Origin of the sequence: Buttiauxella cochleicola (assembly GCF_021282405.1) — a bacterium.
GTDB classification, from domain to species: domain Bacteria; phylum Pseudomonadota; class Gammaproteobacteria; order Enterobacterales; family Enterobacteriaceae; genus Buttiauxella; species Buttiauxella massiliensis.
In genome coordinates, this window is sequence record NZ_JAJSOU010000018.1 from 1 (window position 1) to 14,114 (window position 14,114).

The window sequence follows — 14,114 nt, forward strand, 5'->3', positions numbered from 1 at the left end:
AAAGAAATGGAGTATGCCGATCCAAAACTGGCGGCTGGCGATGAGTCGTTTTATTATCGAGTTCGGTGACCGCCTGAGCGATCACCTTTAATACGTTGGCAGTTACACAGAATTATTTACAGGGTCTTTTTTTAGTTTAAAAAACAGCCTGATATCAAATCAGCCTAATTGGCAAAATGCACTATACATTCTCAAGACAGACTTCCGGTCTCTGAAGATGCGGCCATACCAAAGCAACCAACGCGGGGTAAGCATCATGACTGAACTCATCAAAGCACTGGCGTAAATTCAGCAGTTCGATATCAGCAAAAGGTACCTTCTCCCCCTCGGAACAGCGCTTTCTGAGATTATCGTAATAGCGGTAGATGGCAGAGTGTAAATCACTACAACGCCGCTGAGCGTTAAAGAGTGTCAGGTCAGCGCTAAGTTCGTCAATATGCATCCGTTTGATAGTGGCATGATTGAAATCCACATATTCATGGCTCACTCGCCAGTAATAATCAGGCGTTATTTTTAACATTAACTTAGCAAAATAATCTTCACGCTCGTCAATTTCAGATAAATTTAATTTAGGGATACTAGCGGGGGTTAATTTAACTTTGGGATGCGAAATCTCACGCATCAGCACCAGTACTACGCACAGCAATAACAATATTAATACAATTGAATAAAAGACGCTTTGCATGGGAACTCCTGTTTTTTTTATAGTAATTTTGAGGCAACATATAGTCAACCTGGCATCTGTTAACCGTAAAAATTTATTCCATTGATATAAAAGGACATCTCTAATGCTGCCCAACAACCTGGTGCCAGTGACCCTTCCTGTCTCTCAGGCTGATATTGCCGGATCAGAAGAACATAGCGCTCTAACGCTAAATCCTCAGGATAATCTTTTAGTTCTGGAGAAAACGATTCTGAGCGCCCCTCATTATGCTGGGCAAGCGAAAAATACATTGCTTGAAGAGAACGACCGGCATTTAAAAGATCGTTTGTTTTATGCAGTGAAAATTGAAGCGATAGTAACAGTATTAAATGAACTCATAGAGCAAGAAAAAATCAACTCAGCCGATCTGCAAATGCTAATAGAAGATAAAAAATTGCAGATAAGTCACCATTCACAGCAAATCTGGGTCAATCAGTTAACTCAGGAAAAAAGCTGGCCTCTGTTTTATTCTCTGGATGAGTAATGCCAATGTCAGAATTGCAATTTCCCCCAGTTCAAACGGCCGCACCATCTGACGATACCGCGTCTGATAATACGTTATTACGTGAAAATATTGCCGCGCTGGTACAGATTAAAAATGAAAATATTGCTCGCATCGCGCAAGGTCAGATCAATATCACTGCGGCATTGGTTGAACAAAAATGGCATAACCGCCATCAAATTTACCCATATCGTGTGAAAGATGAGATTTATGGCTCAGTTCTCAGCGAGATCATCAGCCACCACCCCAGGCTTAAAACCGAAGTTCTGGCTCGACTAGAGGCGGTGTATCAGAAGTTGAGAGATGAAGAAACACAAACACTCTCACGTACCCGTGCATTGCTGGAAAACAGCTACAAAACTCCGCACTTATAAGATTTCTGGAGCGCATGCGAAAAGCAGGCGCTCTTCTTTGGCGACATAAATACGCTTACGAACCGGTTATCAGGCCAGACGAAATACTGAGATTGCCTGCTGCAAATCATCAGCTTGTTGCTGTTGTTGGCGCGCAGCCTGTACGGTTTGCGCAGTATGTTCCACGTTATACCTCACGCTTTCATCGATACTGGCGATGCTCTCATTCATTTGCGTAATGCTGATACTTTGCTGTCCACTCATATCAGAAAGCTCTTCCACCAACTCTGCCAACGCATTGATGGAACCAATCACTTCACGCATGGTTTGCCCCGCGTTCTCCACTTGTACCGAGCCTGTCCGAGTACACTCTACCGATACGCTTATCAACTGACGTATGTCTTTGGCCGCATTTTCGCAACGTAACGCCAGTGTGCGTACTTCGGCAGCCACCACCGCGAACCCTCGACCATGAGCGCCTGCCCGGGCTGCTTCAACGGACGCGTTTAGCGACAGAATATTAGTCTGGAAGGCAATGCCATCGATCAGTTCAAGAATATTGCTGATGTGGTCAGACTCTTCGCGGATTTGTTCCATAGTGTGTGTGGCAGCATCGATACTGACTCCACCTTTGCTGGCGAGATTACTTGCCTGAGTGGCAAGCATCCTGGCACTTTGCGCTTTGTCACTAGTCGCGACTGCGGAGGAGCTGAGTTGTTCCATGGCACTGGCAGCAACGGCCAGCGCGGCTGCCTGCTCGTCAGTACGTTTAGACAGTGCGGCATTACGTTGGATGATACTTTCCGAAGCTGTGAGTACTGATGCCACACCAGCACTCACATGGCTTAGCGTGTCTCTCATCGTGGTAAGCGTAGTATTAAAGGTTTGAGCAAACGGCGTGCGGCTTTCTCTTTCACTACGTGTAAGGGTCAGGCAACCCGGCTGGCGGTTAATCTGCGCCGCCAGTTGCGCGACTTCGCTGGCGGAACGGGCATCGTCTGCCATTCGCAATGCCATATAAATCAGGATTGCCGTTTGCGCCACCACAAAAATGGCATGGAATACCACCATATGAATGCCGGGATGCATAAAGCAAGTGATACCAAATAAGTCATTAGCTTGCAGCCAGGCAAATAATACATGGTGAAGCGCTGCAACCATCGCCCCTATTAATAATGGTCGATAATCGCGATAAGCTAATAATGCTGATAGCAATACAAAAACCGAAAAGTGATATTCAGTTTCACCGTCACCTAATTGAATGAGCAATGCGGCAAAACCGATTAATGTGAACGCATAATACAAGCGGGTAAATAGCTTACCGGGTAGTAATACTTTGATAATACTGGAACTCAACGCAAGTAAACTGCCCACTACCAGCGCCACCGGTAGCGCATCATAAGCCCACCCCACCGCCAGCGAAATAACAAACATTCCCCACACGACCCAAAACATTAAAACATCAGCATGCAGATAAATGTTTCTCAGAGACACCACGTCGGGCTGTTTATTGCCGGTATGCAAAACAGTCATCGTTGCCATTTGGTTATCCACGCTTCTGTTATCAGATATTTTCAGGACGGAATAATCCCGCATATACCCAAAATAATTCGAGTTGCAGGTAGGCGGCAAGGGAGCAAATCCCCAGGAGCTTACTTAAGTAAGTGACTGGGGTTTGTGAGTGCAGCCAACACCCCTGCGGCTCGAATTATGACGGGCATAGAAATAGCATAGATAAACATTGTTTCATCGCGAATAAGTTTCACACGTTATCAATAATACGTTCGTGTGATTTTAAAATTTGAATTAAGTCAGACGGGAATGCGGACAAAAGAAAAACGGCCCGTTAGTTGAGCTAACAGGCCGTTGTAAGAGCATGCAAAACTTATTTGGCGGCAGTGACTTCTTGTCCCACCAACCCGATCTTCAAATACCCTGCCTGATGCAGCGTATCCATCACGTTCATCATGGTTTCGTAATCAACCGTTTTGTCTGCGCGGAAGAAAATCGTGGTGTCTTTCTTGCCTTCGGTCGCCGCCATCAGCGTGTTAATCATGCTTTCTTTGGTCACTTCATCGTTACCAATAAACATGGTTTTGTCAGCTTTGACGGACAGATAGACGGGCTTTTCCGGGCGCGGTTGCGGCTGGCTTGAAGATGCAGGAAGGTTAACCTTCACATCCACTGTCGCAAGCGGTGCGGCCACCATGAAGATAATCAGCAGTACCAACATGACATCGATAAACGGCGTCACGTTGATGTCATGCATTTCGCCGTTATCATCGTGGTTTTCGTTAAAACTCATTGCCATGGGATCAACCTACACGCAGTTTCTGAGCGGTACGTACTGGGCGAGACTGAGAGCTAGCCGCTAAATCCAGATCACGACTTTGCAGCAGCAGAACCTGAGCAGCAACGTCACCCAGAGACGCTTTATAGCCGCCAATCACACGGGCAAAGACGTTATAGATAACAACCGCAGGAATCGCTGCAACCAGGCCAATAGCCGTTGCCAGCAACGCTTCTGCGATACCAGGTGCAACAACCGCCAGGTTAGTGGTCTGCGACTGAGCAATCCCAATGAAGCTGTTCATGATGCCCCAGACCGTACCAAACAGGCCGACGAATGGAGAGATCGCACCGATGGTCGCAAGGAAGCCGTTACCGCGTCCCATGTGGCGACCCGCTGCCGCAACACGGCGCTCAAGGCGGAAACCGGTACGCTCTTTAATGCCTTCGTTATCTTCGCTGCCTGCGGAAAGCTCCAGTTCGTTCTGTGCTTCGTTGATAAGCATAGTGCTGAGGCTTTTCGAATCAAACGTTTCGGCCATTTCACTGGCTTCATCCAGAGAGCGGGCATTAGCCAGTTGCTGCTGTTCACGCTTAAGACGGCGCTTCTGCGATGACAGCTCAACACTTTTGCTAAAGAAGATTGCCCAAGTGACGACAGAGGCCATAATCAGGCCGATCATCACAATCTTTACCACGATGTCGGCATGTTGATACATGCCCCAGACAGAGAGGTCTGTCTGCATCAAATTATTCGTCACTCTTACTCTCCACCACGAAACAATACAAAAACTGGTCGTAATAATATCAAAACGGCATCGAATTGATAGTAGTTCTCATTAGTATTTAAAGAGTGCCTTAAATTGTCTATGCATTCCTTGCGCTTACGCAGCAAAAAGATGATAAGTTAGATTTAGACATCCAGATGGTTAAACAGGGTAAAGTGAACATGACTGCGAAGAAGCACATTGAAACGGCGCTGGTTAATGCCGGGCGCGATAAAAAATTCACCCAGGGTTCGGTTAACAGCGTCATTCAACGCGCTTCCTCGTTGGTTTTTGAAACTGTTGAAGCCAAAAAGCAGGCGACGGCTAACCGCGCGAAAGGCGAACTTTTTTATGGTCGCCGCGGCACCCTGACCCACTTCTCTTTACAAGAAGCAATGTGCGAGCTCGAAGGTGGTGCGGGTTGTGCGCTTTACCCTTGTGGCGCCGCAGCCGTTGCCAATGCGATTCTGGCGTTCGTCGAGCAAGGTGACAATGTGCTGATGACCGGCTCCGCTTACGAGCCCAGCCAGGACTTCTGCACCAAAATCCTCGCTAAACTCGGTGTGAGCACCACCTGGTTTGACCCAATGATTGGCGCAGGCATTGCTGAACTTGTGCAACCCAATACTAAAGTCGTATTTCTGGAATCGCCTGGCTCTATCACAATGGAAGTACATGACGTTCCAGCCATTGTACAGGCGGTACGTAGCGTTGCCCCAGACGCCATCATCATGATTGATAACACCTGGGCGGCAGGCATTCTCTTTAAGGCGCTGGATTTCGGTATCGATATTTCGATTCAGGCCGGCACCAAATACCTGATTGGCCACTCGGATGCGATGGTTGGTACAGCTGTATCAAATGCACGTTGCTGGGATCAGTTGCGCGAGAACTCTTATCTGATGGGGCAAATGTTGGATGCCGATACCGCTTATATGACGAGCAGAGGTCTACGCACTCTTGGTGTGCGCCTGCGTCAACATCATGAAAGTAGTCTGAAAATTGCCGAATGGCTGGCACAACACCCGCAGGTTGAACGTGTTAATCACCCTGCACTGCCCGGCAGCAAAGGGCATGAATTCTGGAAACGAGACTTTACAGGTAGCAGCGGCTTGTTCTCATTTGTGCTGAAGAGTCGCTTAAATAACGAGCAATATCAGCACTACCTGGATAATTTCCACTATTTTAGTATGGCCTATTCCTGGGGCGGCTATGAATCGCTTATCCTAGCCAACCAACCGGAAGAACTCGCAGAGATCCGCCCGGCTGGCGGGGTAGACTTCAGCGGGACGCTAGTACGCATTCACATTGGCCTGGAAAATGTTGACGATCTCATCGCCGATCTTGAAGCAGGTTTCCAACGGATCGCCTAAAATTGCCAGAAGTGGACGCCCATAAGGACAGTTTTTGCTATCCCATAATGATTTGTTGAGCCTGTGATCAAGATGTCGCAGGCTTTTTAGCGTTACACTAAGTTCCTAAAACTAAGGTGTGCCTAATCTAACTACTGTAGATTCAGGCCTGCTCAATAAAGCGGTTCCACAGGATTTGCCATGGCTGTTATACACAATATCGTTCAAGCGCTTTGGCAACATGACTTTGCTGCACTCGCGGACCCTCATGTTGTTGGAGTGGTTTATTGCGTCATGTTTGCGACGCTGTTTCTCGAAAATGGATTACTGCCCGCCTCGTTTTTGCCAGGTGACAGTCTGCTATTACTCGCAGGAGCGCTAGTGGCAAAAGGGGTTATGAATTTCGTCCCGACAATCGTTATTTTAACCGCGGCAGCAAGCCTCGGTTGCTGGTTGAGCTATGTGCAAGGCCGCTGGCTCGGCAATACCCGGGTGGTGAAAAGCTGGCTGAAACAACTCCCACCGCAGTATCACGAGCGAGCGACGGTGATGTTTGACCGACACGGTTTATTCGCTTTGTTAGCTGGCCGTTTTTTGGCGTTTGTGCGCACACTGCTGCCAACCATGGCGGGCATTTCTGGCCTTAGCAATCGCCGCTTCCAGGTATTTAACTGGTTTAGTGGGTTGTTATGGGTTGGTAGCGTCACCAGCCTGGGTTATGCCCTGAGCATGATTCCATTTGTGAAACGCCACGAAGATCAGGTGATGACCTGTCTGATGATTCTGCCGATGGTTCTGCTGGTCGCAGGTCTGGTAGGTACACTATTTGTGGTTATCAAAAAAAGATTTAACCCCGCATAAAAATTACAGAGTGGATAATGCGAAATTATCCACTCTGTAAGCTTCAGCTTAAATGACTCGCATACGAGCGGCATCTTCACCCGGAGTCACCCCAAAGTAGCGTTTAAACTCGCGGCTAAACTGCGAAGCACTTTCATATCCCACACGAATAGCCGCAGCGCTAGCTTTCACCCCATCATGCAAAATCAACATTCGCGCTTTATGCAGGCGGTAGCTTTTGAGGTATTGCAGCGGCGAAGTACTGGTCACCGACTTAAAGTTATGGTGAAACGCAGAGACGCTCATATTCGCTTCAGCGGCTAGTTGGTCCACTGAGAGGTTCTCGGTGTACTGCGTTTCAATACGACGCAACACACGGCTAATCAGGCTGAAATGCGTCTGCCGGCTAACCAATGCCAGCAGCGCCCCGCCACACGGCCCAATTAAAATGTGGTAGAGAATCTCGCGAATGATCTGTTTTCCCAGAATTCGCGCATCAAGCGGGTGTTCGAGCACGTCCAGCAAACGCTCGGCGGCACACAGGATCTCTTCGGAAATCTCGGCTGAGTTAATCCCTGTTGAGTTGTTATGCGGATGCGATAAATCATCCTCGCCAATATCCATAAGCAAATCCTGAAGCTGCAAGATATCGATATTAATCCGCAAGCCCGCCAATGGCATTTCAGGTGAGGCAAAGGTTTCACATTCAAAAGGCAGTGGCACCGTTAATAGCAGATATTCATTAGCATCGTAGCGAAACACACGATCGTTCAAATAACCCGTTTTTTGCCCTGAAAAGAGAATAATGATTCCAGGCTCATACATTACTGGCGTGCGAGCATAGGGTTTAGTGCCATACAATAAAGTGACATTTGGTAATGAAGAAAGACCACTATTTTCTTTTTGTATCAAATAATTAATCTTATTTGTTAATTGCTGGCAAATCGCTTCCCGCTTCATTCCCTTCCGCTCCACATGGCTTTTATGACGTGATAAGTCTGCGACTAATTTATATTTTTCTCCAGAGGTAAGTAGAAATAGGCAAGACAAAGGCAGGAATAAGCATTGAGAGATAGCCAGCCGAAGCCGACAATGGCTACCATCAAATTCGATAAGTATTGTCTCTAACGATCCAAACCACAGGAATCAAATAATGAACAACTTCAACCTACATACCCCAACTCGCATCCTGTTTGGTAAAGGCGCTATTTCCGAATTGCGCGCACAAATTCCTGCTGATGCCCGCGTATTGATCACCTACGGCGGCGGCAGCGTGAAGAAAAACGGCGTGCTGGACCAGGTTTACGCCGAACTCAAAGGGCTGGATGTACTGGAGTTTAGTGGTATTGAACCTAACCCGACTTACGAAACGCTGATGAAAGCGGTAGAAGTTGTGCGCCAGCAGAAAGTCACTTTCCTGTTAGCGGTCGGTGGCGGTTCTGTGCTGGATGGCACTAAATTCATCGCCGCAGCAGCCAACTATCCGGCTGATATCGATCCATGGAATATCCTGCTAACTCATGGCAACGATGTGAAGAGCGCAATCCCAATGGGTTCTGTTCTGACGCTGCCTGCGACCGGTTCTGAATCCAACAAGGGTGCCGTAGTTTCTCGCCGTGAAACAGGCGACAAACAAGCGTTTATGTCTGAACACGTTCAGCCTGTATTCGCGGTACTTGACCCGGTTTACACCTACACTTTGCCACCGCGCCAGGTTGCAAACGGTGTAGTCGACGCCTTTGTTCACACCGTTGAGCAATACATCACTTACCCAGTGAACGCCAAGGTGCAGGACCGTTTTGCCGAAGGTATTCTGTTAACGCTGGTTGAAGACGGCCCAATTGCACTGAAAGAGCCAGAAAACTATGACGTGCGTGCCAACGTAATGTGGGCGGCGACCATGGCATTAAACGGCCTGATCGGTGCCGGCGTACCGCAGGACTGGGCGACTCACATGCTGGGTCATGAACTGACTGCGATGCACGGCCTGGATCACGCGCAGACTCTGGCGGTGGTTCTGCCATCTTTGTTGAATGAAAAACGTAACGAGAAACGCGGCAAACTTCTGCAATACGCTGAGCGCGTGTGGAATATCACTGAAGGCTCCGAAGAAGAACGTATTGATGCGGCAATTGCTGCAACCCGTAATTTCTTCGAGCAAATGGGTGCCCCAACTCGCCTGTCTGCCTATGGTCTGGATGGCAGCACCATCCCGGCTCTGTTGGTAAAACTGGAAGAAAAAGGCATGACTAAATTAGGTGAGCGCCAGGACATTACTCTGGACGTAAGCCGTCGTATTTACGAGGCAGCACGCTAAGTAATTTAGCCATTTTTTTCACGTTTCTGAGTATTTGGTCCAGACTTAAATGCAATTGTTACACCGGAAGCCCCTTCCGGTGTATCGCTTATTAAGGAGGAATACATGGCAAATCCAACAGTAATAAAGCTTCAGGATGGAAATGTAATGCCACAATTGGGGCTCGGTGTCTGGCAAGCCAGCAACGATCAAGTCCTGATTGCCATCGATAAAGCGCTGGAAGTCGGCTATCGCTCCATTGATACCGCTGCGGCGTACAAGAACGAAGACGGCGTGGGCAATGCACTAAAACAGGCTGAAATTGCGCGCGACGAACTGTTTATCACCACCAAACTGTGGAATGACGATCAGCAAAGGCCACGTCAGGCGCTGGAAGACAGCCTTGAAAAGCTCCAGCTCGATTACGTCGATCTGTATTTGATGCACTGGCCGGTGCCGAGCAAAGATCACTATGTTGAAGCCTGGAAAGGTATGATTGAGTTGCAAAAACAAGGGCTGGTCAAAAGCATTGGCGTCTGTAATTTCCAACTCAACCATCTCCAGCGTCTGATTGATGAAACGGGCGTCTCGCCGGTTATCAACCAGATTGAACTCCACCCACTTCTGCAACAACGCCAGCTTCATGCCTGGAATGCGACACATAAAATTCAGACCGAATCCTGGAGCCCACTGGCTCAGGGCGGAGAGGGTGTGTTTGATAAGAAAATCATCCGTGACCTTGCCGATAAATACGGTAAAACCCCGGCACAGATTGTCATTCGCTGGCATCTGGATAGCGGGTTGGTTGTGATCCCGAAATCGGTGACCCCATCGCGTATTGCTGAGAACTTTGACGTGTTTGATTTCCGTCTTGATAAAGACGAGTTAAGCGAGATTGCGAAGCTGGATAGTCATAAGCGTCTGGGACCAGACCCTGATGTGTTTGGCTCGTAAAACTGTTTCATAGTGTCGGATGGCGCTTACGCTTATCCGATCCAGGAAAGATATTGTAGCGCCAGGGCGGATGTCGTTTGCGACATCCGCCCTGGCTGTTTCACTACAATCCTTAAGCCGGGCGTTTCCTGCTTGTAGGCCTTGATACAACTTTAGGTGCAGGTCTTGCACCAGTAGCCGCTTTAGCACCAGCAATAGGTTTAGCACCAGCTGTAGGCTTCGCGCCAGCAACAGGTTTAGCACCAGCCGTAGGCTTCGCACCAGCAACAGGTTTAGCTCCAGCCGTAGGCTTCGCACCAGCAACAGGTTTCCCACCGGCAGCAGGCTTAGTGTCGCCAGGTGCACGACGCTGATGTGTCATTGGCGTATGTTTCGTCAATGCTGGACGCGCTCCACGGTTATAACGGCGCGCTTCACGCATCTCTTCAATCGTTGGCGAAGGCACCAGGCACTCACGGCGGCCACCAATCAGGTGCTTTTTACCCATCGCTTCCAGCGCTTCACGAATCAGCGGCCAGTTGGCTGGATCATGGTAACGCAGCAACGCTTTATGCAAGCGGCGCTGACGATCGCCTTTCGGCACCACCACATCTTCACTCTTATAACCAATCTTACCCAACGGGTTCTTGCCGGTGTAATACATGGTGGTCGAGTTCGCCAGCGGCGACGGGTAGAAGTTCTGCACCTGATCCAAACGGAAGCGGTTCTTCTTCAGCCACAGAGCCAGATTCACCATGTCTTCATCACGCGTACCCGGGTGCGCAGAAATAAAGTAAGGAATCAAATACTGCTCTTTACCTGCCTGTTTGGAGTAAGTATCAAACAGCTCTTTAAAGCGCTGATAACTGCCCATACCCGGCTTCATCATCTTAGATAGCGGCCCTTCTTCGGTATGCTCCGGAGCAATCTTCAGATAACCACCAACATGGTGCGTCGCCAGCTCTTTGATATAACGTGGATCTTCCACTGCGATATCGTAACGAACACCGGATGCGATCAGGATCTTCTTAACCCCTTTAATCTCACGGGCGCGGCGATACAAGTTGATCGTCGGCTCATGGTTGGTGTCCATGTGCGGGCAAATGTCCGGATACACGCAAGACAAGCGGCGGCATGTCTGTTCCGCACGCGGCGACTTACAGCGCAGCATATACATGTTGGCGGTTGGGCCACCGAGATCCGAAACCACGCCAGTAAAGCCTGGAACGGTATCGCGCATCGCTTCAATTTCGCTAATGATCGAATCTTCAGAACGGCTCTGAATGATGCGGCCTTCGTGTTCGGTAATGGAGCAGAATGAACAGCCACCGAAACAGCCACGCATGATGTTCACTGAGAAACGAATCATCTCATAAGCAGGAATTCGCGCCTTGCCATAGGCAGGGTGCGGAACGCGCTTGTAAGGCAGTGCAAATACGCTGTCCATCTCTTCAGTGGAAAGCGGGATGGCTGGCGGGTTAATCCAGATATAACGGTCACCGTGTTTTTGCATCAACGCACGAGCACAACCTGGGTTGGTTTCATGGTGCAAAATACGTGAAGCATGCGCATACAGCACTTTGTCATTTTTGACTTTTTCAAAGGACGGCAGCAACACGTAGGTTTTTTCCCACGGCTTCATCGGCGCTGGTTTAACCACGATAGCCTGAGCTTCGTTAATTGGCTTATCCGGTTTACCGGTTTCTGCACACGGCAAATCTTCACCGTAAGGGTGTGGAATCGGGTCGATACGGCCAGGCATATCCAGACGCGTAGAATCCACACCAGACCAGCCCGGCATCGCTTCTTTACGCATCATGGCGGTGTTACGCACATCGCAAATTTGATCGATTTTCTCGCCCATTGCCAGGCGGTGAGCCACTTCTACCAGCGGGCGCTCGCCGTTGCCGAAAATCAGCATATCGGCTTTCGCATCGACCAGGATTGAGCGACGAACGGTATCAGACCAGTAATCGTAATGCGCGGTACGGCGCAGGCTCGCTTCAATGCCACCAAGAATGACGGGCACATCGCGCCAGGCTTCTTTACAACGCTGGGTATAAGCAAGCGACGCACGATCCGGGCGTTTACCCGCCACGTTATCTGGCGTGTAAGCATCGTCATGGCGCAGCTTACGATCCGCGGTGTAGCGGTTGATCATGGAGTCCATGTTGCCTGCGGTCACACCGAAAAACAGATTCGGTTTGCCAAGACGCATGAAGTCTTCTTTAGTATTCCAGTCTGGTTGGGCAATGATGCCCACGCGGAAGCCTTGGGCTTCCAGCATTCGGCCACAGATCGCCATACCAAAACTTGGATGGTCAACGTAGGCATCTCCGGTAACCAGAATGATGTCACAGCTATCCCAACCTAACTCGTCCATTTCCTTGCGTGACATGGGTAAAAATGGTGCCGGGCCGAAACAGGCTGCCCAGTATTGTGGCCACGAAAAGAGTTCGCGATCGGGCTGGATCAAGCTAATAGAGCTCATAATGCTTCCGAAAAATGAATAAAAAATGATTTAAAAATAACCAAAGCCGGCGATTATACGCTGGTATGGGGTCAAAAATGAAGTGTTATTGCCGTGTTAAAATCTAAGGCCCTTTCACTGATGGAAAGGACCTAAAATGGTTTATGGCGCAGGCTGCACCAGCAATTGACCGATAGAACCACGGTCTGCCATTTCAAGCGTCTGACTTGTATAGAGGAATGGGAAATGTTCCCAGGAAGGCTGGCCAAAATAGACCAATAACTCTACCTGCCCATCAACCCAAACCGTATCTTTCCAGCCGCGGTCTTCACCAAATGGTGCTGCGCCATTGACGTTTTTAATCAGGAAACTCACGCCTTCAATATGGAAAGATTGCGGCATATCGGAACGCACGGTCCAGCGCTCCCAGGTGCCTTGCTGAGTCTGAATATCAATGCGTTTCATATCCCATAGCTGACCGTTAATACCGGGATCTTCGCCGAGAGTAATTTCACGGCTACGCGCCGGGTTGCCATTGATAATCTCATCCGGCAGCAAGCGCATTGGTAATGTATCAGTCACTAACGGCAGCAGACCGGTGGCACGCAACGTCAGAACCAGCGTGGAAATAAGAATGCTCGACGGCTCAAAGAAACCACGGATTCTATCCATGATACCGGCCGCTTCACCGCAGGTTATCGACACTTCTTTGCCGTCACTCATATCCACCAGAATCTCACGGCGTTCGCCCGGAGCCAGTGAAAGTTGCTTTACGGAAACCGGTGCAGGCAGGAAACCCTGGTCGCTGGAAATAACATGCATCGCACGGCCATCGCTCATTTGCAGTAGATAGCGGCGTGAGTTAGAAGCGTTCAGCAAACGCAAACGCACCCAGCCGCGAGAGACCTCAACATACGGCCCCTGCACACCATTCACCAGCAGTGTGTCGCCCACAAATCCACCATTGCCTGGCTCTTCATATTCAGGCGCGCCAAAGTTATCGAGGCGCTTATCTTGAATAATGACCGGGAAGTCATCGACACCATAGTGGTTAGGAATAGGCAGATTTTTGCTGACTTCATCTTCAATCAGCCACATGCCCGCAAGGCCATTGTAAACCTGCTTTGCGGTACGGTTAGGCGTGTTGGCGTGATACCAAAGCGTCGCCGCTTGCTGGCGAATTGGCAGAACCGGCGCCCAGTCGACGTTGGGTTGCATCATGCGTGCAGCGCCACCCATAAGCGGACCTGGAACCTGCAAACCGGCAATCGTCATGGCGATATTTTCTTGTAGACGATTGCTGTAAATCATCTTCACGTCATCACCGCTCCATACCCGGATGGTCGGCCCGAGATAACGTCCGTTCAAACCCCAGACCGGTGCCTTAGCACCACCGGTAAATGACCAGTGTGCTCGTTGTAACGTAAGGAACAAGGGTTGCCCACGGCGGGATTCTAATAAAGGTGGTACGGGTAAAGGTTGCTGCAGCCCTGCTGCGTTTGCCCTCAGTGGCACCGAGCCGGCACAAAGTGCGACTCCTGATGCCTGAATAAACTGACGCCGACTGAGTGACATAATTACTCCATGTGAAACTGACTTACGTAGTGCG

Annotated in this window: 13 protein-coding genes; 6 read left to right on the top strand and 7 right to left on the bottom strand. The window is 49.4% G+C overall.

Annotation, left to right across the window (positions count from 1 at the left end; all coding sequences use genetic code 11):
- Nucleotides 1-181: 181 nt before the first annotated feature.
- On the bottom strand, nucleotides 182-685 hold the full coding sequence (locus tag LVQ79_RS19450) for an ESA_00282 family adhesion-associated protein (protein WP_232866207.1): 504 nt from the start codon (nucleotides 683-685) through the stop codon (nucleotides 182-184).
- Between the two features lie 103 nt (nucleotides 686-788).
- Here LVQ79_RS19450 and LVQ79_RS19455 point away from each other — a divergent pair, with 103 nt between their 5' ends.
- Both LVQ79_RS19455 and LVQ79_RS19460 read left to right on the top strand, forming a co-directional pair.
- The gene (locus LVQ79_RS19455) at nucleotides 789-1,187 is read left to right on the top strand and encodes a hypothetical protein (protein ID WP_232866209.1); all 399 of its coding nucleotides are present in this window, start codon (nucleotides 789-791) and stop codon (nucleotides 1,185-1,187) included.
- Nucleotides 1,187-1,579, top strand: coding sequence for a cytoplasmic protein (locus tag LVQ79_RS19460; RefSeq protein ID WP_232866211.1), 393 nt, complete (start codon nucleotides 1,187-1,189; stop codon nucleotides 1,577-1,579). The genes LVQ79_RS19455 and LVQ79_RS19460 overlap by 1 nt, the downstream gene beginning before the upstream one ends.
- 69 nt (nucleotides 1,580-1,648) lie before the next feature.
- Here LVQ79_RS19460 and LVQ79_RS19465 read toward each other — a convergent pair whose 3' ends face one another.
- From LVQ79_RS19465 to exbB, 3 genes are all read right to left on the bottom strand, one after another.
- Entirely contained in the window at nucleotides 1,649-3,100 is a 1,452-nt protein-coding gene (locus LVQ79_RS19465) for a methyl-accepting chemotaxis protein (protein ID WP_232866213.1), read from the bottom strand.
- A gap of 343 nt (nucleotides 3,101-3,443) precedes the next feature.
- On the bottom strand, nucleotides 3,444-3,869 hold the full coding sequence (gene exbD, locus LVQ79_RS19470) for a TonB system transport protein ExbD (protein WP_232866215.1): 426 nt from the start codon (nucleotides 3,867-3,869) through the stop codon (nucleotides 3,444-3,446).
- A 4-nt stretch (nucleotides 3,870-3,873) separates the two neighbouring features.
- Entirely contained in the window at nucleotides 3,874-4,608 is a 735-nt protein-coding gene (exbB, locus tag LVQ79_RS19475) for a tol-pal system-associated acyl-CoA thioesterase (RefSeq protein ID WP_151994909.1), read from the bottom strand.
- Nucleotides 4,609-4,796: 188 nt separating this feature from the next.
- Between exbB and metC the strand changes: the two genes are divergently transcribed.
- On the top strand, nucleotides 4,797-5,987 hold the full coding sequence (gene metC, locus LVQ79_RS19480; protein ID WP_232866217.1) for a cystathionine beta-lyase: 1,191 nt from the start codon (nucleotides 4,797-4,799) through the stop codon (nucleotides 5,985-5,987).
- Between the two features lie 180 nt (nucleotides 5,988-6,167).
- Nucleotides 6,168-6,827: a DedA family protein gene (locus LVQ79_RS19485; protein ID WP_232866219.1), complete on the top strand. Its 660-nt coding sequence runs from the start codon at nucleotides 6,168-6,170 to the stop codon at nucleotides 6,825-6,827.
- Between the two features lie 48 nt (nucleotides 6,828-6,875).
- On the opposite strand, the gene LVQ79_RS19490 is transcribed toward LVQ79_RS19485, so the two are convergent.
- Nucleotides 6,876-7,766 (bottom strand): AraC family transcriptional regulator, encoded by an 891-nt coding sequence (locus LVQ79_RS19490; RefSeq protein WP_232866221.1) that lies wholly within the window; start codon nucleotides 7,764-7,766, stop codon nucleotides 6,876-6,878.
- Nucleotides 7,767-7,959: 193 nt separating this feature from the next.
- On the opposite strand from LVQ79_RS19490, the gene yqhD reads away from it, so the two are divergent.
- Both yqhD and dkgA read left to right on the top strand, forming a co-directional pair.
- Nucleotides 7,960-9,123 (top strand): alcohol dehydrogenase, encoded by a 1,164-nt coding sequence (gene yqhD / locus LVQ79_RS19495; protein WP_232866223.1) that lies wholly within the window; start codon nucleotides 7,960-7,962, stop codon nucleotides 9,121-9,123.
- Between the two features lie 105 nt (nucleotides 9,124-9,228).
- On the top strand, nucleotides 9,229-10,056 hold the full coding sequence (dkgA, locus tag LVQ79_RS19500) for a 2,5-didehydrogluconate reductase DkgA (RefSeq protein WP_232866224.1): 828 nt from the start codon (nucleotides 9,229-9,231) through the stop codon (nucleotides 10,054-10,056).
- Nucleotides 10,057-10,168: 112 nt separating this feature from the next.
- Here the strand turns inward: dkgA and LVQ79_RS19510 are convergent, their stop codons facing one another.
- Nucleotides 10,169-12,526, bottom strand: a complete 2,358-nt coding sequence (locus tag LVQ79_RS19510) for a YgiQ family radical SAM protein (protein WP_502258317.1) — start codon at nucleotides 12,524-12,526, stop codon at nucleotides 10,169-10,171.
- A 141-nt stretch (nucleotides 12,527-12,667) separates the two neighbouring features.
- Nucleotides 12,668-14,080: a cell division protein FtsP gene (gene ftsP / locus LVQ79_RS19515; RefSeq protein ID WP_232866226.1), complete on the bottom strand. Its 1,413-nt coding sequence runs from the start codon at nucleotides 14,078-14,080 to the stop codon at nucleotides 12,668-12,670.
- Nucleotides 14,081-14,114 lie beyond the last annotated feature (34 nt).